Here is a 21,487-nt window from a genome sequence, read left to right on the forward strand (position 1 = left end):
AAGTTTTATGTATTTAAAATTTATATTAAGTTTTCCGCTTAATATTAAATTATGTCCCAAGATTTTAATTCTTTTATTAATTCATTATATGCAATTATTCTTGATACATTCCTTGTCCCAAGAGGACCCGGCTTTTTCATAAAGAATCTGTTTACTGATGGGTTTGTTCCTTTATAACCTCTATCTATCAAAGCTTTAGTTATTGGAATAACTGATGCCATAACTCCTCCGAGATTTGCTTTATCATTTATTCTTCCAGTAACAACTATTTCGTCTGTATATCCTCCAAAGCTTTTATATTCTATGTGCATCGCTATAAACTTCTTATCCCCTAAGGGCTCTAAGAAACCCGTTGGCTTAATGTAATGAGGAGCATCGTAACCAAGTATATCATTTACTATGCTCCCTTTCGTATTTTCTTTAGATTTGTTCCTTTCAGGTTCTGTTAAGCTTAAGAAATCCATATTACCCCCTATATTAAATTGAACAACAGACGAAACCTTTCTATTCCTTTCAGCCATATGCTCCAATAAATCTGCAGTAAGAGGTGTTGCGCCTGTTGCGGCATCGTCTCCAAATATTAGGCCTCCAACTTTTTCATAATAAGATACTATACCAGGCGAATTAGCTAATAAAGGAGGTGTTAAATTAATAAATGAAACCTTGTTATATAACCTGCTATATTCAGCTGCTGCATATGCATAAGTCAATGAAGCTCCTCCATTACAACTACTTGCTAGTTTTATAAATTCAGATTCATTATTTACTTGAACTTGTTTTTCTGTCGTAATTATATTAACGATTACATCTGGTTTAAGCTTATCAAGCAAAGAAATAAACTCTTTTATAGCAATATTAGGATCCCCTATTATGTCATCAAGTCCAGTAGCATCTATAGGCAAACCTGCTAGGCTCTTGCAATGTAACCCCCTTAGAATCTCAATGTCTTTTAATGAATTAGGAACATTGTTTTCGTTTAGTAATTTGCTTGTTACAGAATGCATATCAAGTCCAATTTTTTTATTATCTACCTCAAAAACGCCAACTATTTGTATATCTTCAGGCCTATAAGACTTAAATAAGTTTCCAAAGGGGATACCATAATTATCTATTTCACCCATCTTTAACCTTTCAATTCCAGCAGCAAAGTATGCTGCACCTGGTCCAGCACCTAATAGCACAGTTCTAATTGGCAACTCTCACACCTTATCTTTTTATTAATATATGGTAACAGATATAAAACCTTTCCGTTTTTGAAAGATAGTTTTTAATTATTTAATTCATAGCAATTGGTAATTCTTTTATTTGCTTAATGCTTCTCCTGCAGCAACTTCTGGAGTGAAGCTTATGTATTGAACCATACTTCCCCTTATGAGTATTTTTCCTATTTTGGCAATTACTTGTTTTCCATCTTTAACTTCTATAGAATCATCTAATATCAGATTCATAGTAGAATCTGTCATCTTTAGCGTGCCTACAAACTCGCTTCCATCTTTTAGCCTAACATAAACCTGAGTATCTATGGCATCTCTTAAATACTTCATGGGACTAACTGCTTTATTTTCTCCTGGCATCTTATACACCTTTTACCATTCTCATGCTTTATTTGTAGGGGAGAATATATTAAAGCTTATATATTCCATTAATTCGTTTGTTCCATTTTGCCATACTTCTTTATTATTTCATATAATCTCTTTGGATTCTTAGAATAGAACCTTAACTTAGTTATTGTTCTTTTGCCTTCTTTTACTATTTCTACAAACCTTCTTTCTTCATTAAGATTCACATTAGTTTCATTTGGTAATGGAAAAGCTATCCCTTTTGTTGTTACCATACCTTTTATTACAATGCCTTTATCTGTAACAGTATATTGTGATGGAACATTAACCATAGGTAGTTTCTTTATCCTGCTTACAGCCCACATGGTATTAAGCATGGTAATAGCGAAATAACCTTCGAAGTATATTAAGAAACCTAGGAATAAATCTATCCTATAATCAGCTATATAGTTTCCTAAAAACCTTGATAAATCGGGCACGTATTTAAATAACACAAAGAAGTATATTAATCCTATGAACATGCCTATTGTTGTATACATAGTGAAACGTGATTGTTCTTGAAAGTCAAGCATAATCTGCTTATCTTTAACTTGTATACTTCTTGTTTCAGGCTCATGATAAAGTCTTTTACCTTGTAGTACCTCATTGGCTTTAGTATTTTTCCCTATCGGGCTTCCACTTAAATAACTTTGTAAAAACATGCTTATTATAACAAACACTATCACTAATATAAACAACATATAATTAACTCCTATTATTGCAGCTAAAATTGAATATACTATTATATATGCTTGATTTAACAGTGTTGATTTCCACCTTTGTTCAACGTAAAATGACATTCTTTTCCCCCTAACTTGCTTCTACACTTATTTTATCTTTTTCACTTTTTAAATTCAAATCAACAGATTTAAATTATTATAATTCAGCATAAAATTAGGGATCAATATGCAAATTAAAACAGGATTGGCCATTGTTGGTGAAAACCTAGATGTAATAAACAATGTGTGTATCAATATAAACGAAGATGGAATTATTGAATCCATAGGAAAATCCAATAATTGCAATAATTATGTTGGTAACGGAAACCTAATAGCGATTCCTCAACCGGCTAATGCGCATGTACACAGCGGAGATAACAACTTTCCAGAATATGGAGTTAAAGAAGGGCTTCATGAATTGGTAGCATTTCCTAATGGCTTAAAACATAAGCTTTTGAATTCTTTAAGTTACGAAAAACTAATAGAAGGTATATCTTCATTTTATAATACAGCCTATAACATGGGAATAGGATTACTAGTGGATTTTAGAGAAGGAGGAGGTATAGGGTGCAAAGCATCAAAGGAGGCATTAAAATATGTAAAAGATATGGATGTAATTGTATTAGGAAGACCTGGCCCTGAATTTCCAAATAATTGTGATGGTCTTGGAATATCAAGTCCTGTTGATTATAAAGAAGATTATGTTATAGATCTATCAAAGAAATTCAAGCCTTCTATGACTCATGTAGCGGAAGATGAAGAAACGAGAAAAAGCAATGACTTTGAGATTGCAATTAAATCAGATTTCAATGCATTAATACATGGCCTTTATTTAAATGAGGATGATTTCGAAAAATTATCATATAAAAACATTTACTTAATATTTTGTCCTTCTAGCAACATGTGGCATGGGATGAAATTCCCCCCTATAGAACTATCTTTAAAATATAATGTGAAGTTTGCAGTAGGGAGCGATAATGCTTCTTGGTTCCTGCCAGATGTTTTTAGAGAAACATACCAGCTTCTTTTAATTTTAAGGCTAAAAAGAATCAGAGGAGAGGAAGTAGCTAAGGAATTAATGAAATCACTATATATTAATGGCTATAAATCTGTTGGCCTTGAACCAAGGTTGATAGAAGAAGGTAAACCAGCACATTTCCTACTAATAGATGGCTACAATTCTGGTATAATGAATTCAATTAATATTTATAATTCAATAATAAAAAGAGTTCAACCTAATTTTATAAAATTTAGAGTAGATAGAAACAATATAAAAAATTTAGGTTTACTCTTTTCCTAGACCTGTATCAATTAATTTTTTCAAATTTACTGTATCCAAAACGTTTCCTGTAATTTTCAACTGCCTGGTCATAAAAGCCTTCATAGAGTCAAGTTCTCCACTTATTATTTTTTTCATGACTTCTGGCTTTGCTGAAAGGGTTGCTATTGGATTTTGATGTTTACCGCTTGAAATTTTTATTTTCCCTCCTGAGATTTCTACATAAAATTCTCCATCACCTTCTATAATGAACTGATAAACCTTATTCCAAGATTTAATTTCTGGTACCTTCTCAGAGGCCTTCTCATAAATTCTTTCTAATGCATCCTTCATTTCATCTAGAGACATTTTTTCACCCATTTTTTATTTTATTTATAAGATTAATTAATGTTATCTTAATGTATTAATTCATAACAAATCATTTAGCATATTTATATATCCCTATTAATTGAGCTTACTTTTGTTTAGCAAAATTAGTTTCATTTTATATAACTATATCGACATCATTTATTGCCATACAGTTAATAAAATATTTAAAATAAAAATTAATATAAAAGATTATAAACACCTCATATAGATTAATATTAAACATAGCAACATGAAGAATATAAACGCCCATTTAATTATTTTATACAGAGGTGTATAAAGTGGGAAGAAAGGTAGCAGTTGTAGGTATAGGCCATTCAAAATTTGGTGTTAGAAATGATGTAAATATAGCGGAGCTTGCTTGGGAGTCAATAAAACAAGCTTTTGAAAGCGCTAATTTAGAAGCCAAAGATATTGAGTACGTTTCTGTTTCAAATGTTGGAGGTTGGAGCGGGGAGCCATTACCAGCTGTAGTTGTTTCAGAATATGCAGGTCTTACTGGTAAGCCTTTGTATAGAGTTGAGGCTGCTTGTGCAAGCGGAAGTTCTGCCGTATACAACGCTTACAATGCCGTATCATCAGGTCAAGTAGATATAGCTATGGCAGTGGGAGTAGAGAAAATGAATGAAAGTCCTACTCCTACAGTAGTTGAGTTTATTGGTAGAGCTGGGAATTATTTCTGGGAATTTGAAAACTTCGGCCTTACATTCCCTGGATATTATGCGTTATATGCAACAGCTTATATGTCAAAATATGGTGCTACAGAAGAAGATTTATGCCAGGTTGCCATAAAGAATCATTATTATGCAAGCTTTAATCCAAAGGCTCAATTCCAAAGAAAGATAGACTTACCGACTTGTATGAACAGCAGATACATTGCATGGCCCCTTAAACTCTTTGATGCCTCGCCAATAACAGATGGAAGTGCTGCTGTTATATTAGCAAGTGAGGAGGTTGCTAAGAAATTAACTGACTCCCCTGTTTGGATACATTCTGTTGGAGCAGCATCAGGGAGTGCAAACTTATCGAAGAGAAATGACTTCACAGGATTAGAGGCTGCAAATATAGCTGCAAAAATGGCTTATAAAAAGGCTGGTTTAGAAAGCGAAAATACTGCAAAATTCTTTGATGTAGCAGAAGTTCATGACTGTTTTACAATTGCAGAAATAATGGCATATGAAGATCTAGGATTTGTAAAAAGAGGTGAAGGATATAAACTAGTTAAGGAAGGGCAAACTTACATAGGAGGTCTAATACCTGTTAACCTTAGCGGCGGCTTAAAGGCAAAAGGGCATCCAATAGGAGCTACTGGCGTTAGTATGGTAGCAGAGCTATCTAAGCAATTGCTAAATAAAGCCGATAAAGGCAGACAGGCAACAATAAAGAATGGAAGAGCAATCGCTCATAATGTTGGTGGAACAGGCCATTATGCGTATGTAACCATATTGGGCTTAGATAAGCCTAAAGATTGAGGTGAAAGATTATGCCTAAATCACAAAGAGAAGAAGCTATTGAAGCCTTAAAGCAAATGGAATCTTTTGCAAATACAATGAAATCAAGTATAGGATTGCCTATGATAGTTGATCCAAAGACTAATGTAGCGATTTGGTATGATCAAAGAGAATTAACACTTAAGTTCATGATAAGTGTTGAAAAAACAAGAAAGTTCTTTGAATCTCTATCCGAAGGAAAACTACTTGCTACAAAATGTGTTAAAACAGGAGAAATACTATTTCCTCCACAAGTTGATTGCCCATCTTCATTAGATAGTAATGTTGAGTGGATTGAACTACCAAAAGACGGAGAATTAACAACCTATACTATAATTACTACAAAACCATTTAGCTTTTCACACTATAATGATTATACTGTAGGAATAGCTAAACTTTCAAATGGAGTTCAAGTATTAGCATGGGTTAGGGAAACGGATCCCAAAAAACTGAGGATAGGAATGAAAGTAAAGCTTGAAATAGTTAAAAGAGAGCCTGAAGGTTATTTAACTTATGAATTTGTACCTGTTTGATCCTTTTCATTTAACTCTTTTTGCTTTTTAATAAAATCCATAACTTCCTCTTGAGTAGGTATTGCATTTGCACCTAACTTAGTAACCTTTAAAGCAGCCACAGCCTGAGCAAATTCTAATGATTCGACTGTTTTCATACCTTTAGTTAAACTTAACAAATATGCTGCTGCAAAGGCATCACCGCTACCAGTTGAATCTCTTATCTCTTTTACTTTAAATGCAGGCATATAACCTACAAAGTCATTTGTATTTGCATATATTCCTTTAGGACCCATTTTAACTATAACATTCTCAGGCCCGATAGTCTTAAGAGTTTGGCTGCATTTTTCAGGATTATCAATTCCTGTTAAGTTCTTGCATTCCTGCTCATTCAACATTATTATATCAACCAGCTTTATCAAACCTCTTAAATCCTTAAGTCCCCTCATACTAAGTCTTCTTCCTGGATCCCATGAAACTAATGATTCATTTTCCTTAGCGGCAATTGCTGCCTTAATAGAGGTATCAGGTCTTAAGCTTGCTATGTGTATAATTTTTGACTTTGATATGACCTCATTGTCAATTTCTTTTGGTTCTAGTTTTTCAGCACACCCTTTAAATCCATATATTGAAATGTTCCCTGATTGATCTATCATGACTATAGAAAAACCTGTTTCTCCAAAGCATATCTTAAGTCCTGAGATATCTACCTTAGATTTCATCAAATCTTCAACTATTGATCTACCAAAAGTATCTAAACCTACTTTAGTTAATATTGCAGAATTTCCACCTAATTTTCTCACATTTAAAGCTACATTAACAGCAGAACCGCCCGGTCCTGTTGACTGCTCTAATATATCTGCCTCTTCATCAGGACTAGCAAATTTTTCTACTATAAATCTTAAATCCATTAATGCATGGCCTACTGATGTTACATCTATCGTTTTTGAATTTGACATATTTTCTCCCTTTTAAATAGCTATTATTAAACATTTAAAAACACGTTATTCAAATAATTAATAAATTATTTTTCTAATTCTTTAACTGCTTCTTCTGGGGTTTTATTATCATGAACAACTTTCATTACTGCTTTTACCATGCCCTCTATGTTATTGCTTCTAAATACATTTCTTCCTACAGCTACTCCGCTGCCTCCTGCTAATATAACATTATAGACATCCTCTAGAAATTCTATAGGCTTTTCTCTCACAGCCCCTCCACTCATTACTACTGGAATTCCTTGAGCCATTTCAACGACTTTTGAGAAAGTCTCTTTATTTCCAGTATAATAAGTTTTTATAAGATCCGCACCAGTTTCTGCTGCAGCTCTCGCACCATACATAACAATTTGGGGATCATACCTATTCTTTATTGTAGAACCTCTTGGATATGCAAGCTGCAATAATGGCATTCCATAATAGTTAGCGCTCTCTTTTATTTCATACCAGCTAGATATCATTTCATTCTCATAATCGCTGCCCCAATAAACTGTTGCTGCAACAGCATCAGCACCTAAAGATATCGCTCCTTCAACTGTACCTAAAACTGATTGCAAATAATGCTTATCTGGTGGCCTTATATCACTTTTACCTGTTAACTTCACAATTAATGATACCCTATTAGCCCATATATCATGTGTTAGCCTTGCCATACCAGGTAAGAGCATAATAGCATCTACTCCAGCCCTTGCAACCTTTTCCAAAATTGTTTTTGCTAAATATCTGTCCTCTTGAAAATCGCTGGGTCCATGTTCCAACCCATGATCAAAAGCAAATATAACCACTCTATTATTTTTTAAAATTCTGCTTAATCTAACCTTTACACCTACATTAGAATAACTTATACCCTCATACTTATCCATTTTTTAATCCCCCTAAATATATATTTAAAAGGAACAATAAAAACACAAATGGAGTTGTACTTAATGAGCTGTGAGAATATTAGCGTTGCGTTAACAGGCGCGAGCGGGATTATATATGGGATAAAGTTACTTGATGCTATTAATAAACTGAATATTAATATAAAAGGGATAATTTATTCTAAAGGCTCAATAGAAGTTGCGAAAGCAGAAGAAGGTATTAGCGAAGAGGATTTCATAAAAATTTTGAGAAAATTTGGTGAAATTTATGATGAAGACAACTTTAATTCACCTCTTGCTAGTTCAAGCAATATATCAAAATGCATGATAATATGTCCAGCTAGTATGAAAACGGTTGGATTAATTGCTAACGGTATCCCTATGAATTTGGTATCAAGGGCAGCATTAGCTCATCTTAGGTTAAAGAGACCTCTAATAATTGCTTTCAGAGAAACCCCTTTGGGAACCGCAGAGCTAACAAATTTATTAAAAATATCTAGATACGGCGGTATAATAATGCCTTTGTCTCCGGGTTTTTATTCTAATAAAAGTAGTATCAATGACATGATAAACTTTATGATAGGAAAAATTTTAGATGTATTGAATATACAAAACAATTTTTATAGAAGATGGGACCCTAAATCTTCTTCTTTGGAAGACTCTTAAACCCTTGAGGCAAATCTATATCATTTTCTTCGCTCAACTCTTCTTCGAATGACTTCATTTTCTTTGGCTGATTTTCAACAGCAAATCCACACCTACCGTCGGGTAACATCGCCTTCTTTTCACAATATGCATATCTGCAAGATGCACCTATGCATTTATCCCCAATCCAAGCACACATTGCTACCTTTATAGGCCTACCTCTATAATGATCTGTTGAAAACCTTAATGCTTTTTGACCGCATTTGAAAAATGGGCAAAGAGGATTGCATTTATCCCCAATTGGTCTAGGCTTAATTTCCCTGTTTTGCTGTGAATTAATATCGTTTCTATTTTGATCTCTTTGGTCATGCCCTTGCCTTGATGGGCCTGATATATTTGATACCAATACATACACCTCATATATTTATGACTAGACTTTCCAGTTTACCCTATTATATATTACGGTTTAAACCATTTAAATATTATGTATAATGTTTTATTGCTATCTTTAAGAGAAGATATTATAAAGTCCTTTTTCACGCTGTGACTTAGTCTTCCAGCTCTTACTAACTCTATTGGGTCAAATTTTTCATCTATATCATGATAATGTATTATAAATGGTGCATGCTCCAATCCTGGTCCTAATCTATATGCAACAAAATCTGAACCATATTTAAGCCCCGATCTTACTTTTAAGTTTTTATTTCTTAAATCTCTATAAATTATATATTGCCTTTCCCTTCTATCAATTATGTTTAGAAATTTCTTAGCTTCCTCTATGCTTTCCACTTTTTTATCATCGTAATATAAATCTATTATTCCCTTCTCCATCAAATAAAGAGCTTCAAACGCATTTAAAATTAAAGGAGAACTAATATCAGTTTCTTCCTTGACTTTTTCAGCATTTATAGGCTTCCCAAAATATCCTGAAAAATAAATCTTCCTCGACTCTTCAATATCGTTTATAAGCACAACATTATTAATAAAATAAGCCTTAATTGGCATTATGCTAGCCCACTAAACCCTATAAGTTTTATATAAACTGATGCATTATATAGGCAATCTATACAATCTTCTAGGTATTCAATTGTTTCTTTAAATGATATGAGCCTAGAAGGCTTGTCTGAATATTTTACTAAAACCCTCGCTAAGCCCTCCCTATAGATAATATCGCCTCTTCCTTCTGATTCACTTATTTTATTAAACCTTTCTTCTATGATCTTTCTTTTCTCTGAGTTACCTTTAGTTCCAGTTGATATTGATCTTAAAAGATCAACTAGTGATTGTGAGGAGCTATATATTTCTCCAATTAATCCTTCTATTGTTTTATATACTTCACTATCATCGCTTTTATCAATACTGTATGAAAGCAATAATCTATAAATACCTGCCTCTAATTTACTAATTGCGCATTCCATTTGAAGGGAAGAATTTATATAAAATTCTTTATAAGAGACTAACTCTAATCTACCGCTCGCTAGGTAATCAAATATTCTATCTTTATTTCTAGAAATCCTATCTTTTGCAGACATTAGGTCTTGTCTATAAAATTTTTCTATATATTCACTTTTTGTATTTTCATGCATTCTCGTTAACAATGTTGCTGATATATTTTGAATGTCTTGCGCCATGTTTTGTAATACTTCAATTAAAGTAATTTTAGATATACTATCAATCGCCATGATTAGCACCCTTTTCTCTCCTTCTCTATACGTAATTTGAATTAAATAAAAATCTATCCCTAATTTCAATTAGGCTATTATTTTGTTTTAACCAATATAGAATATTTTTCTAATAGACAATATATTAATAAAGAAATTGCTATGATGCATTAAGATAAAATTAATTAAGTTATAGCAGAAATTAATAATAATATAAGACAGTTGATGAAAACTTATCACAGGGGACCAATTGCCTGCGTGAATTAGCCCCGCGTCACGGGGTCATGTGTGCGCAGGAGGTCCCCCTTTGGGTGAAACAATGTTTATAATATTGTTGGGCACTGCCGGTGCGGGAAAAAGCACGCTAGCAGGGGAGCTAAAATCTACTATGGAAGACACAGGAGCAAATGTTGCCATAGTAAATTTTGATCCAGCTGCAGAAAAGTTGCCATATGATGCTGATGTAGATGTAAGAGACTACGTAAAAATTGAAGATTTTTTTGATAAGGGTTTAGGACCTAATGGTTCTCTTATAAGTGCCGTAGATTCTCTAATAAATTATTCCGATAAAATAAGGGAGGAAATAGACAAAATAAATCCAGATTTTACAATAATAGATACTCCAGGACAATTAGAACTATTTGCGTATAGAATTGGCGGTCCACTAGTTTTAAACTCTATTATTTATAATGAGAAATCAGTTGTTATTTTTTTAATGGATTCCATATTTTTTGATAACCCAGCTAACATAGTCTCCATATTAACCCTTGCAAGTTCAGTAAATACAAGGTTCAGAAAACCTCAGATAAATGTTGTTAGTAAATCAGATCTGCTTGATAAAGAATTAATTGATGAAATAATACCAAGATTACATGAAGATGGTTATTTAGAATCCCTTTTAAGGGAATCAAAGGATATAGACGGTTATACTTTAGATTTGTCATTAAGTCTAGCAAAAGCTTTGTATGCGTCTGGATATTTCGGGCATATATTACCAATATCTATTTTTAATGAACTAAGTTTAAGGCTGCTTTATGGAAAAATTCAAGAAGTGTTAACAGAAAGTGAAGATTATAAAATTTATGATAACGAAAATAATTTGTGAAAAATTTAAAAGCTTTGAATTTTAAAAAATTGTGGGAATCAAATTTGGTTGATAGATCACTAGCTATTTTAGGCGCAGGGGTTATAGGGTCATCTATTATAAGGTCTTTAATAGGATCCGGAAAGGATTGGAAAATAATAGCAACTGCGAGAAGCGATGAATCATTAAACAAGATTAAAAAAATGGGAATTGATGCAACAAGAGACAACATATATGCTGTAAAAAACTCTGATGTAATTATTTTAGCTATAAAACCTTCTCAGCTAATAAATTTAGCAGATGAGATTTCCCCATTTGTAAAGGAGAAGTTAATAATATCAGTTGTTGCCGCAGCTCCAATAAAATGGCTATCTAAAAAGTTGACTGGAGCAAAAATAGTTAGAGCTATGCCTAACATAAATTCTGAGACTTCATCGAGTTTTACGGTATTATCGACAAATTCTAATATAGATGCTGCATCAAAAAAACTAGTAGAAGAAATATTTTCTTCAATAGGTTATTATGAATGGGTAGACGAAAAATACATGAATGCCTTGACTGCGTTAAGCGGAAGCGCTCCAGCATTTTTGGCAGAGATTATAGATGCATTAGCTTTAGGAGGTATTGCTTCTGGCCTACCTAGGGATTTGGCTTATAAAGCCGTGTTATATACGATGCAAGGAACAGCAAAAACTTTGCTTGAAAAAGGTTGGTCTCCACATTATATAAGAGATCTAGTAATAACTCCAGCTGGGACCACAATAAGAGGTATTATGGTATTGCAAGGAAATGGGCTCAAAAGATCAATAATGGAAGCTGTATTGGAAGCGCAAAAAAAGGCAGATGAAATAGAAAACTACCTATTCAATTCTTAGAACTAATAATTATTTGGGTTTAACATAGATATTCTTTAATTTATGTATTAAACTTGATAGCGGTATCTCTACAGGACAAGCTGCATCGCATCTCATACAGCCTAAACAAAGCTCCGAGAGCTCCGCACCTTTCTCTATACCTTCAGTTATTGCCGTCCATCCTACCCCCATCGGGCCTCCATAAACTTTACCTCCCCATTTATTAGCTGTGATGTCCCAAACCGGACAAAATATTTGGCAGTTACCGCATCTAATACACCTAAGTTGGTCCCTTAATATATCATTTTTTATAGCTTCTTTTCTTCCATTATTTAAAAGAATTAAATGCATCTCGGGAGGGCCATGAGCACCATAAACTCTTCTATGGCCTATATCACCTGTCGAACTAGGACCAGATACCATGCTGACATATGTTGGCGGGTAAAGTCCTGCATATGAAGACTGAACTAACACAACCTTAAATGCATCTATTAATGTTGGAACAATTTTTTCAATCCCAGCAATAGCTATATGCAATGGAGGCAAAGTGGTCACAAGCCTTATATTGCCCTCGTTTTCTATCAAAAAAATAGACCCAGAATCAGCTGATATAGCATTTGCACCGCTTATTCCTACATCTGCATTTACAAATTTTTCTCTTAGAAATGGTCTAATTTTGGCAACTATTTGTTGAGGAGTTTCATTACCCTTTAATTCAATATTAAGTTTATTTTTAACTAAATTGATTACATCATTAACTGTCATATGAATTGCAGGCGCTATTGCGTGCATTGGCTTACCTTTCTCTAATTGAATTAGTAATTGCCCTAAATCAGTTTCCCACACTTCTTTTCCAACTTCTTCCAAATGCTCTCTAATTCCTACCTCTTCAGCGACCATACTCTTAGATAGGATAATCTTATTTCTTTCCCCTATAATTTTATCTAATATGTCTAAGGCGTCATCCTTAGTTTCTGCATAATGAGGATTACCATTTATAGACTTTAATGATTCCATAGCCATTTCTATATAATAATCTATATTTGATAACACCTTATTTTTAATTTCTTCAACTTCTTTTGCAAGCTTTGGAATATCTTTATGTAGATTTAAAAAATCTAAAACCCTTTTTTCTGACATAGGTACACTGCTTTCTAATGCTTCTCTAAAATCCTTATTTTTTAAAGTTTCAGAAATGTCAACTATTATATTTTCAAGATAATCCAAAGATAACACCTCATAGCATTTCTGAAATATCATGAACTTCTGTATTATAATTGTTAGATACTTTGCTTAAATTTATATAACATATAGGGCACATAGTAATAACTTTATTTGAAACCGTGCTTAATTCTTCCATTCTATTTTTTGCAATTGCTTTGCTTAAAGAAGGAAATATAGCTTCTATAGGACCCCCACAGCAATATGTTATACTCTTATTTCTTCTTGGCTCTTTAATTTCATATCCCTTCTTAGATAAAAGCTTTCTAGGAACATCAATCAAAGAAAGTCCCCTTGCATATATGCAAGAATCATGTATCACAACAGGATCTTTGTTCAATTTACTTTCATCGTTAATTTCTATTAATTCTAAATAACTATTTACCTCTAAATCAAATCCATCAATATATTTAGGATAAACATTTTTTAATATATATGTAGTATGCGGATCTACTGTTATTATTTTTTCAGCATTGGATTGTTTCAACAATTTAAAAACTTTATTTATATGAATTTTAAATTTCTCTTCATCTCCCATATCATAAAGCAATACACCACTATATATATCATTTTCATAAAGATATGAAAAAGTTATTTTGCTTTTTAACAAAAGGTTAGCAATAGAAGTTAGGACATTATATGACCAAGAAATTAACTTTTTATCAGGTTGAGCCAGTTTATTTATTATATCTCTTGGGATACTTCTTGCAAATTTCAATGCTATATATCCACCTTCATCGCTTTTTTCCATGGCCATTAAATATAATGATAGAGATTCTATATAAGGTATAAGCTGATATAAAGCACCTGTATAAAGAACTACCTTACCTTCTCTATTAAAATTATATTTTAATGCCCATTTATATGAAAATCCATCAGGAACTGGAACAGGATATCCTGTTTTTATGGTCAAATCTCCCATAAAATCTATGAGTTCTCTTATTCTCAATTTTAATGCCCATTTATGTTTAAAACTATGAAATTTTTAAGTTTAACTTAATAGATTTCTATGTGATGTATTTATGAACTACTGCTTAAGCTCCAAGACTTCATATCTTCATCGTAAAAAACCATTCCTTTTTTGACTAACTTGTTGAATAGTTTACCTCCGTTTTCACCAAAATCCGATGCAAGAAGATCTTCAACTTCTTTAGCATCTCTTATAGCAATAGTCATTAATTTAGACTTAAACCTATCCCAATAATCTTTATCTAAAGCGATTCTTTCATCATCAAAATAAAGAACTATAGCTCCACTGCTTTCTAATTTTTTAAAATATGCGTCAGGATTCCTTAACCATTGTACTTCATCTGAGAAAATAACTCCTTGCTCTTTTAATATGTCTATAGCTGTTTTCTTTTTAGACTTAGCTTCCTCTTTTTGTTGTAACTGCTGTGGCTTTTCTACTTTAGTCTCTTCTATGCTTTCCACTAGGTCTGCTATCCTTGATGATAGATCATCTATTTTTTGAGTAAAAGGGTTTAACAAATCCTGCATAAGCCTTTCTATCCTTTTTGATATGGTTTCTATTAATTCCTTATTAATTTGGGCTTGTTCTGCATTACCTTTTTCGACTGATGAAATAATTAGCTCCCTTATGTAATCATTTGGTAAAGAATAACCCTTTGCCTTAGCTATTTTTGATAGTATTTTGTAATCTTCTTCAGGAATTTCTATTTTTATAACGACGTTTTTCTTTGAATTTATTTCCAAGCGTTTCACCATTTAATAATTGAAAAACAAAGTTAATAATCTAACATACTCTTTGTTCAAAAATTAGGATAGAATGTAATATTTTATTGCTACTTTTATTTATGAATAGTATACCATCGAAATATATTTTGTAATCAATCTCAATATTTAATGACATAAATCAATAAATTAACTATCCTAGTAAAATATATGCCGCAGTTATTATTAAAATAGAAACGATTAAGTAATCAATAAGATAAGGCTTCAATCTAGACAAAGCTTTAAGAAATCCCTTATTAACTAATGATGTTACAAGAGATAGAGAGATTGTACTCGTTATTATAAACAAAATTATTATTAATAGAAGAAACTGCAATCCCATAGACGACGAACTGATAATAAGAGGCAATATAGCGGGATCTGGAAGAACGCTAACAATTAAAGATGTTGCCTCAACATTTCTATTTTCCTTTACCTCTCTTAAAGAGCTTAATAAAATATAGATGCAAACAACAAATATTATTGATACAGAGAAGTATTTTATATCAATAAAATTGAAAAAATTCAAACCAATGTAAACTAATACGAGACTCAATAAAACAGAAACAAAGCTATGAAGAAAACCCAATAAACCTGAGATTAACATAATAGTACTATAATTAAATCTTCTTCTAATCGATAAAACATTCAAGGGAACCCAATGATCAGGAGCAATCATATGAAGAGAGGAAATTAAAATTGTAAATATTATTATTGCTAACGGATTCAATTTCATCATCACTGTTTTATTATAATTGAAGCTTTTAAAATCACGTATAAAAATTTACATCTTAAATCTTTTAGTTAAAGGTTTATTTTGATATTATTAGCCAATCAATGCTCTTATTCCAAATACTTTTCCAATTAAATCTCCAAAGAAAAATCCTGCAATAGCAGTTAAGAACAACATCAACAAACTTTCTATTATTTCCCTCGAAAACCTTTGGGTATGAATTATTGAACTATAATAAGTAAATCCGCTTATCATGGCAGTTGCAAAAAATAGAGAAATAACAAATGCTTCTATTATATTTCTCAATAGCAAGTACGGTAAAGCTAATATTACTACTGTTAACAAATAGCTAAATCCAGTTACGATTGCACCTGCAGAGGCTCTTATAGCTTTTTCCTGTTTAGCCTGCAAGTATGCAGCCCCAGCCATTGATAAAGCAGCAGAAAAGCCTACAACCAAGCCTGCAACACCAGCTATTATGGTTTTATCTGTAGCGCCCAAGAACCCTGCATGAACTCCAGAAACTTCAACTATAGCATCAGCAAGCCCTAAAGCAACATAGCTCAGATACTTTACTCTTACATCTTTTATATCTCCAATAATTTGCCTTTCATGAGTTTCTTCATCTTGAATGATTTTTTTCAATATAGATTTTTGATAATCATTTTCAAGCTTTCCTAAAAATTGTTTATACTCATCTATTGTAGCTGATTCGTTATTTTCTAGAACTTGCAAAGTAAAAACAGGGCCAAATAATCTATATAAAACTCTAAATAATAATCCAGGTTTTATATCAGGCTCACATTCATGACCTATTATACTTTTCCAAAAATTATAATGCTCTAATTCCTGTTCAGATAGTTTTTTCAAATCATCTTTAATTTTATTATCTTTACTATAATTTGATAGCGTTTTATACAATAAATATGTATTTATTTCATCTTTACAATATTTTTCTACTTTTTTTAAATCTTCTTTCGTTAACATTTATAGCACCTGTAAATTTTACCAGTAAAAAGTTATTAACTTAAGTGTTTTTTAAGCCATTCAGCCATAATCTCCATATATTTTATTCTCGTTTTTGGTTTACCGCTTCTTGTAAGATCATGATTTTCTCCTGGGAATAAAGCTATTTTTGTTTCCACTCCTAGCTGTTTCAAAGCAACAAAGAATTGCATTGCTTGTTCATATGGACATCTATAATCTTCTAACGCGTGCATTATAAGCAATGGAGTTTCTATCTTATCCGAATAAAATAATGGACTTTTTTCTTTTATTTTATCGAAGTCTGCCCACGGATTTTTAATTTCTAATTGGTCTGATGCAAAGTGCCATCCTATATCACTAGACCCATAAAAGCTAAACCAATTACTACAGCTCCTTTCCGTTATAGCTACCTTAAACCTATTTGTTTTCGTTATAATCCAGTTAGTCATAAAACCTCCATAACTGCCTCCAGCTACAGCTCCTTTATTTGGGTCTAAAGTTTTATTTCCTTTCAATGCGTCATCGACTATACGCATCAAATCAGAAAAATCTATTGTACCATATTTTCCTCTAATATCAGCAAACTCTTCTGTATAAGAATCACTACCATGAGGGTTACCATAAACAACTGTATAACCTTGGGCTGCTAAATAATGAAATATAAAATTGAAAGAATAGCCATAAAATGTTTTGGGTCCACCATGAATATATAGTATCCAAGGAGCATTTTCTTTATTTTCGTTGGATGGCAAAACCCAATAATCTAAATTTTCTCCATCTTCAGATTTAGTTTTATAATGTTTTGCTTTATTTAATTTCTTAGAACTTAGAAATCCTTCATTAAAGCTTGTAATTTTCTTATAATTAACACCATCATATAGATAAATTTCTTTTAATTCATTATCAGACATTTGAGTATATGCAATAATAGATCCACTTTCTGATATCGAGAATTCATCTATAGAAGATTCCTCAGGAGTTATAATGCCTTTTAGTCCTCCTTTCTCATTGGCTGCATATAAATTCACTTTTCCTTGATCGCTCAACAAGAAATATATATAATTATTATGAGACCAGTAAGCAGTTTCATTACAAGAAGGACCTCTAACATCGCTATTTATTGAATTTTCTATATTTCTGTTTAAGCCAGGCCATACTTGCTTAACTTCACCTGTTTTTAGATCATAAAAATATAGTTTATTATGCGTTGCATATCCTTTCTCCATCTTGTTTCCAATGAACGCAATTTTATCATCTTTTGGACTCCATAATACTTGAGAAATTGAATAGTTCTTTAATATGCTTATATCCTCATCAGTTTTTAAATTTCTTATTCTAATTTCGTTCAAAAATGGTTTAAGCTCCTCATAAGAATCGACATAAGCTATTTTCTGACCATCATGAGAAAAATCAAATGAAGATACTCCAAACTTACTATTTGTTATCTGAGAAACTATTCCATCAGGGTATGAAATTAGGAATAAATTAGATGGTCTATCATAAATAAATCCTTCTCCATTAAAATATGGAGGTATATTTTCTATAACTAATGCCTCTCTTTTACTATAATCTTTCCAATCCTTACTAGTTGCTCTTGATAAAAATCCTATATTTTTACCATCACTAGACCACATAATTTTTGATATACCCTGTTTTTGGCTAAATAATTCATATTCTTCTCCACCAATTTTTAGGATATTTAATGAAATCCTTTTCTTTCTAATCCTCAAAAATGAAATTAAATTATCAATATTAGACCAAGAAGGGCAAATGTCTTTTTCGCCTTTTGTTAGAGGATAATATTCATTATTATCATAAATCCATATGTTACTCTTTGATTTGTTTTTATCCAAGTCGTATCTTGATACTACGAAAAGAACTTTTTGCCCATTTTTTGAAATTATAGGACTAGAAACTAAAGATAAATTAGATAAATCTTCAGGCTTTAACTTTTCACTCAAAATTCTCTCCCCAAAGTTATTTTATAATAAAAGAATAATAAGTTTTCACAGAAAATATTACAATTTTTAAAAATTTTATTTTAATTTAGAATATACTTGTAATAATTCTAAACCTGATCTCACGCCAGCATCGTTTGCTAAAGGACCATTTGCAAAGAACTCTTCAACTTCTTTTTCTTTATTTAAACCTAATATAGGTATAATCCACATCAGGTTTCTCCCGAATATAGCGGTTCCTTCGAATGCTTTGTTTAATAAATAAAATCCTTTTTGCTTAAACCAATCCCAAAACACTTCTTTAGCCTTATCGTTTAAAGCAGCTTGCAATAAATATAAAAGATCTTGTAACTTAACGTTAATTTCACCCCATTCTAAAGTTTTCTTTATTACTGATGGGTCAGATATATACATCATAGACCTCAAGAATTTTAGCCTTTCAGAATCTAGCTCTGCTGTCATATATTTTTTGCTAAGCGTTTCAAAATCGTTTGTAACAATAGCATAAGCTGTATATACTGCTTCTCTCATATCGGGTTCTACTTCTTTTTCAAACATTCCTGATAACTCTTTAGCAAATGATCTATCCAAGATTGCAAGCCTTCTAGCTATTAATCCTTTCAAATATTTTAAATTGGGATCATTCTTTTTGCTTAGTTCAGAGTATTGATAGCTATGATATCTTAATGATAAATCGTTAAAAGCATCTTTATTTATTAAGCTTAATGTAAACAACTGTGATGATATTTCATTAACAGGCAAATATGACGTTTCTTTAAAGTATTTATTTATAATCTCTAAATATCTTTCTCTATTTATTAATCCTGAAAGTAAGAAATTATAATAATCATTTACAAAACCCCATATTTCTTTTGAGTTCATATTATCAATAAGTTCATTATCAAAATTATAATATACTCTGTAAAATCCTGACCTATCTAGGTTTAGCTTAATTGATTTTATATTATCTACTTTTATATTAGTTCTTTTTTCATCCATTAATAAATCTAGTCTTTTGCCATTTAAACTCATAGATATTGGAATAACATACGTTAAATCATCAAGCTTCTTAGCTAAGGTAAACCTTTGTTGCTCTAATACCAACTGATTTCCATCTAAACTTACTTTAACATATGGATAACCTGGTTGCATTATCCAACTATCCATAATTAACTTTACAGGATATGATGTAGTTGTTTGCAATGAATCCCATAAATCATTTGCCTTAGCATTTGAAAACCTAAAATGACTTAAATAATTATTTAATCCTTTCCTAAAGGACTCTCCAAGGAAATATTCTATCATCCTTAATATGCTCGCTCCTTTTCCATAGCTTATATCATCAAATATAGCTTCTATCTCGTCAGGACTATTGACCTCTACATGTATTGGATGTGTTGTAGATAATGAATCTCTTACCATTGCACCACTTGTTTCACCACTTAGAAAATCATCCCATAAATTCCATGATGGCTCAAACGAATCTACAGCTTTAAAGCTCATGAATGTAGCAAAGCTTTCATTTAACCATAAGTCATCCCACCATTTCATAGTAACAAGATCTCCGAACCATTGATGAGCTATTTCATGAGCTACTACTTCAGCTACTCTTTTCATTTGACCTAAATCAGAATCCTTTGGAACTAATAAGGCAGATTCTCTAAATGTTATAGCTCCCCAGTTTTCCATAGCGCCAAAAGCAAACTCCGGAACGGCTATAAGGTGCATCTTTGGTAGCATATATGGTATTTCGAAGTATCTTTCGTAAAAATCTATAGATTTTATTGCAGACCATGCGGCAAATTCTCCATTTTGAGATTTATTCGGTATTGTTGCAACAATTATTTTTCCTCTACTTAGTTCTTCCCATTTTCCAATTCCTAAATAAATTAAATATGTAGACATTTTTGGAGTCTCATAAAAGCTAACAGTCTTCTTGTTTCCTTCTATATCAATTCTTTCAATAGGCATATTAGATATAACGTGAAGATCTTTAGAAACTCTAACTTTTATCTTAAATGAAGCTTTATAGCTTGGTTTATCAACGCATGGAAACATTTTTCTTGCATGAACAGATTCGAATTGTGTGGAAATTACGTAATCACCATTATATTTTGCTTTATATATGCCAACTAATCTTTCTAAGGCTTCACCTTCAAAACCTAATTCTAAAATTCCATTAAAGCTACCTGTCTTTATTATTACCTCATTTTCGGTTTGCTTAAAATCAACATCCTTTCCATTAGCTTTAACATATTTTATTTTTAATCCAACTGAATCTAAAACGACTTGATTATCAGCGCTTAGCTCAATTTTTTCTATACCATCATATTTAGTACCGTTAAAATCCATAAATATATCATACTTATAGACTTCAAATCCTTGATAATATGCCAAGTTTTGCACCCTATATTAATTATAGCATACAAGAATTTAAACCTAAGGTCATAAATTTAAACCTAAGGTCATAAGATCTTTTATCAATGTTTACTATTTTAATAGTATTTTTATTAAATACCAGAAATTTAATAAACTATTAGTCGTTTCATTCCAATAAACTACTTTGTCCGTAAGGGCGGGTCTCTGGTGAAGAAGATGAAAGTGTATGGATTCCTATTCCTATGATTAACTGGAAAAGAGATGATTTCATTTTTGCATCATTCTTGAAGTAATTTGGCAACAGAAAATTCCTAATCCTTAAAAACCTAAAAAAGATAAAATTTCTAGGTTTTAATATCATGTTTATATTCAGTTTGACAAAAAGAATGACAAGCCTCGCCTTTACAAAGCA

23 protein-coding genes are annotated in these 21,487 nt (G+C 31.7%); 6 read left to right on the forward strand and 17 right to left on the reverse strand.

The features are described 5' to 3' along the window. Positions 1-44: 44 nt before the first annotated feature. The 3 genes from Q0C16_RS03485 to Q0C16_RS03495 form a co-directional block, all read right to left on the reverse strand. Positions 45-1,196 (reverse strand): myo-inositol-1-phosphate synthase, encoded by a 1,152-nt coding sequence (locus Q0C16_RS03485; RefSeq protein WP_292319650.1) that lies wholly within the window; start codon positions 1,194-1,196, stop codon positions 45-47. Between the two features lie 105 nt (positions 1,197-1,301). Next, complete coding sequence (locus tag Q0C16_RS03490; RefSeq protein ID WP_292319651.1) at positions 1,302-1,574, reverse strand: U6 snRNA-associated Sm-like protein LSm6; 273 nt, start codon at positions 1,572-1,574, stop codon at positions 1,302-1,304. Positions 1,575-1,642: 68 nt separating this feature from the next. Continuing rightward, complete coding sequence (locus tag Q0C16_RS03495) at positions 1,643-2,398, reverse strand: DUF2208 domain-containing protein (RefSeq protein WP_292319652.1); 756 nt, start codon at positions 2,396-2,398, stop codon at positions 1,643-1,645. Between the two features lie 106 nt (positions 2,399-2,504). Here Q0C16_RS03495 and Q0C16_RS03500 point away from each other — a divergent pair, with 106 nt between their 5' ends. Further along, the gene (locus Q0C16_RS03500) at positions 2,505-3,617 is read left to right on the forward strand and encodes an amidohydrolase family protein (protein WP_292319653.1); all 1,113 of its coding nucleotides are present in this window, start codon (positions 2,505-2,507) and stop codon (positions 3,615-3,617) included. Here the strand turns inward: Q0C16_RS03500 and Q0C16_RS03505 are convergent. Beyond that, the gene (locus Q0C16_RS03505; RefSeq protein WP_292319654.1) at positions 3,603-3,944 is read right to left on the reverse strand and encodes an SCP2 sterol-binding domain-containing protein; all 342 of its coding nucleotides are present in this window, start codon (positions 3,942-3,944) and stop codon (positions 3,603-3,605) included. The genes Q0C16_RS03500 and Q0C16_RS03505 overlap by 15 nt on opposite strands. Before the next feature lie 299 nt (positions 3,945-4,243). Here Q0C16_RS03505 and Q0C16_RS03510 point away from each other — a divergent pair, with 299 nt between their 5' ends. Continuing rightward, positions 4,244-5,434: a thiolase domain-containing protein gene (locus tag Q0C16_RS03510; protein WP_292319655.1), complete on the forward strand. Its 1,191-nt coding sequence runs from the start codon at positions 4,244-4,246 to the stop codon at positions 5,432-5,434. 11 nt (positions 5,435-5,445) lie between these two features. Beyond that, the gene (locus tag Q0C16_RS03515) at positions 5,446-5,985 is read left to right on the forward strand and encodes a Zn-ribbon domain-containing OB-fold protein (protein ID WP_292319656.1); all 540 of its coding nucleotides are present in this window, start codon (positions 5,446-5,448) and stop codon (positions 5,983-5,985) included. On the opposite strand, the gene Q0C16_RS03520 is transcribed toward Q0C16_RS03515, so the two are convergent. Then, entirely contained in the window at positions 5,964-6,923 is a 960-nt protein-coding gene (locus Q0C16_RS03520) for a carbohydrate kinase family protein (RefSeq protein WP_292319657.1), read from the reverse strand. The two genes, Q0C16_RS03515 and Q0C16_RS03520, sit on opposite strands and share 22 nt — an antisense overlap. Before the next feature lie 65 nt (positions 6,924-6,988). Beyond that, on the reverse strand, positions 6,989-7,825 hold the full coding sequence (locus Q0C16_RS03525) for a class I fructose-bisphosphate aldolase family protein (RefSeq protein WP_292319658.1): 837 nt from the start codon (positions 7,823-7,825) through the stop codon (positions 6,989-6,991). A 63-nt stretch (positions 7,826-7,888) separates the two neighbouring features. Here Q0C16_RS03525 and Q0C16_RS03530 point away from each other — a divergent pair, with 63 nt between their 5' ends. Next, positions 7,889-8,488, forward strand: coding sequence for a UbiX family flavin prenyltransferase (locus tag Q0C16_RS03530; protein ID WP_292319659.1), 600 nt, complete (start codon positions 7,889-7,891; stop codon positions 8,486-8,488). Here the strand turns inward: Q0C16_RS03530 and Q0C16_RS03535 are convergent. Genes Q0C16_RS03535 through Q0C16_RS03545 form a run of 3 tightly spaced genes read right to left on the reverse strand, consistent with a single transcriptional unit; the run spans position 8,460 to position 10,149 of the window. Further along, positions 8,460-8,873 (reverse strand): hypothetical protein, encoded by a 414-nt coding sequence (locus tag Q0C16_RS03535; RefSeq protein ID WP_292319660.1) that lies wholly within the window; start codon positions 8,871-8,873, stop codon positions 8,460-8,462. The genes Q0C16_RS03530 and Q0C16_RS03535 overlap by 29 nt on opposite strands. A 53-nt stretch (positions 8,874-8,926) precedes the next feature. Next, positions 8,927-9,472: a tRNA-intron lyase gene (gene endA, locus Q0C16_RS03540; RefSeq protein WP_292319661.1), complete on the reverse strand. Its 546-nt coding sequence runs from the start codon at positions 9,470-9,472 to the stop codon at positions 8,927-8,929. Next, the gene (locus Q0C16_RS03545) at positions 9,472-10,149 is read right to left on the reverse strand and encodes a hypothetical protein (protein ID WP_292319662.1); all 678 of its coding nucleotides are present in this window, start codon (positions 10,147-10,149) and stop codon (positions 9,472-9,474) included. The genes endA and Q0C16_RS03545 overlap by 1 nt, the downstream gene beginning before the upstream one ends. Positions 10,150-10,447: 298 nt before the next feature. Between Q0C16_RS03545 and Q0C16_RS03550 the strand changes: the two genes are divergently transcribed. Next, positions 10,448-11,233, forward strand: a complete 786-nt coding sequence (locus Q0C16_RS03550) for an ATP/GTP-binding protein (RefSeq protein ID WP_292319663.1) — start codon at positions 10,448-10,450, stop codon at positions 11,231-11,233. Positions 11,234-11,262: 29 nt separating this feature from the next. Beyond that, positions 11,263-12,087 (forward strand): pyrroline-5-carboxylate reductase, encoded by an 825-nt coding sequence (gene proC, locus Q0C16_RS03555; RefSeq protein ID WP_292319664.1) that lies wholly within the window; start codon positions 11,263-11,265, stop codon positions 12,085-12,087. 9 nt (positions 12,088-12,096) lie between these two features. Here proC and Q0C16_RS03560 read toward each other — a convergent pair whose 3' ends face one another. From Q0C16_RS03560 to Q0C16_RS03595, 8 genes are all read right to left on the reverse strand, one after another. After that, entirely contained in the window at positions 12,097-13,293 is a 1,197-nt protein-coding gene (locus Q0C16_RS03560) for a lactate utilization protein B (protein WP_292319665.1), read from the reverse strand. A gap of 10 nt (positions 13,294-13,303) precedes the next feature. Next, positions 13,304-14,236: a (Fe-S)-binding protein gene (locus tag Q0C16_RS03565; protein WP_292319666.1), complete on the reverse strand. Its 933-nt coding sequence runs from the start codon at positions 14,234-14,236 to the stop codon at positions 13,304-13,306. Positions 14,237-14,307: 71 nt separating this feature from the next. Next, entirely contained in the window at positions 14,308-15,000 is a 693-nt protein-coding gene (locus tag Q0C16_RS03570) for a hypothetical protein (RefSeq protein WP_292319667.1), read from the reverse strand. 172 nt (positions 15,001-15,172) lie between these two features. Next, complete coding sequence (locus Q0C16_RS03575) at positions 15,173-15,754, reverse strand: hypothetical protein (RefSeq protein WP_292319668.1); 582 nt, start codon at positions 15,752-15,754, stop codon at positions 15,173-15,175. Positions 15,755-15,844: 90 nt separating this feature from the next. After that, the gene (locus Q0C16_RS03580; RefSeq protein ID WP_292319669.1) at positions 15,845-16,738 is read right to left on the reverse strand and encodes a VIT1/CCC1 family protein; all 894 of its coding nucleotides are present in this window, start codon (positions 16,736-16,738) and stop codon (positions 15,845-15,847) included. A 35-nt stretch (positions 16,739-16,773) separates the two neighbouring features. Then, positions 16,774-18,699: a S9 family peptidase gene (locus Q0C16_RS03585; RefSeq protein WP_292319670.1), complete on the reverse strand. Its 1,926-nt coding sequence runs from the start codon at positions 18,697-18,699 to the stop codon at positions 16,774-16,776. 75 nt (positions 18,700-18,774) lie between these two features. Further along, positions 18,775-21,093, reverse strand: a complete 2,319-nt coding sequence (locus Q0C16_RS03590) for a M1 family metallopeptidase (protein ID WP_292319671.1) — start codon at positions 21,091-21,093, stop codon at positions 18,775-18,777. A gap of 148 nt (positions 21,094-21,241) precedes the next feature. After that, positions 21,242-21,376: a hypothetical protein gene (locus tag Q0C16_RS03595; protein WP_292319672.1), complete on the reverse strand. Its 135-nt coding sequence runs from the start codon at positions 21,374-21,376 to the stop codon at positions 21,242-21,244. Between the last annotated feature and the right edge of the window lie 111 nt (positions 21,377-21,487).

Source organism: Caldisphaera sp., assembly GCF_023256325.1.
Lineage (GTDB): Archaea > Thermoproteota > Thermoprotei_A > Sulfolobales > Acidilobaceae > Caldisphaera.

Bases quoted from the DNA above. Each gene is read 5' to 3' on its own strand.
- Q0C16_RS03500 (WP_292319653.1), top strand. From the start codon at position 2,505: ATGCAAATTAAAACAGGATTGGCCATTGTTGGTGAAAACCTAGATGTA.
- Q0C16_RS03505 (WP_292319654.1), bottom strand. From the start codon at position 3,944: ATGTCTCTAGATGAAATGAAGGATGCATTAGAAAGAATTTATGAGAAG.
- Q0C16_RS03520 (WP_292319657.1), bottom strand. From the start codon at position 6,923: ATGTCAAATTCAAAAACGATAGATGTAACATCAGTAGGCCATGCATTA.
- Q0C16_RS03550 (WP_292319663.1), top strand. From the start codon at position 10,448: ATGTTTATAATATTGTTGGGCACTGCCGGTGCGGGAAAAAGCACGCTA.
- endA (WP_292319661.1), bottom strand. From the start codon at position 9,472: ATGCCAATTAAGGCTTATTTTATTAATAATGTTGTGCTTATAAACGAT.
- Q0C16_RS03545 (WP_292319662.1), bottom strand. From the start codon at position 10,149: ATGGCGATTGATAGTATATCTAAAATTACTTTAATTGAAGTATTACAA.
- Q0C16_RS03490 (WP_292319651.1), bottom strand. From the start codon at position 1,574: ATGCCAGGAGAAAATAAAGCAGTTAGTCCCATGAAGTATTTAAGAGAT.
- Q0C16_RS03495 (WP_292319652.1), bottom strand. From the start codon at position 2,398: ATGTCATTTTACGTTGAACAAAGGTGGAAATCAACACTGTTAAATCAA.
- Q0C16_RS03525 (WP_292319658.1), bottom strand. From the start codon at position 7,825: ATGGATAAGTATGAGGGTATAAGTTATTCTAATGTAGGTGTAAAGGTT.
- Q0C16_RS03575 (WP_292319668.1), bottom strand. From the start codon at position 15,754: ATGAAATTGAATCCGTTAGCAATAATAATATTTACAATTTTAATTTCC.
- Q0C16_RS03580 (WP_292319669.1), bottom strand. From the start codon at position 16,738: ATGTTAACGAAAGAAGATTTAAAAAAAGTAGAAAAATATTGTAAAGAT.
- Q0C16_RS03515 (WP_292319656.1), top strand. From the start codon at position 5,446: ATGCCTAAATCACAAAGAGAAGAAGCTATTGAAGCCTTAAAGCAAATG.
- Q0C16_RS03530 (WP_292319659.1), top strand. From the start codon at position 7,889: ATGAGCTGTGAGAATATTAGCGTTGCGTTAACAGGCGCGAGCGGGATT.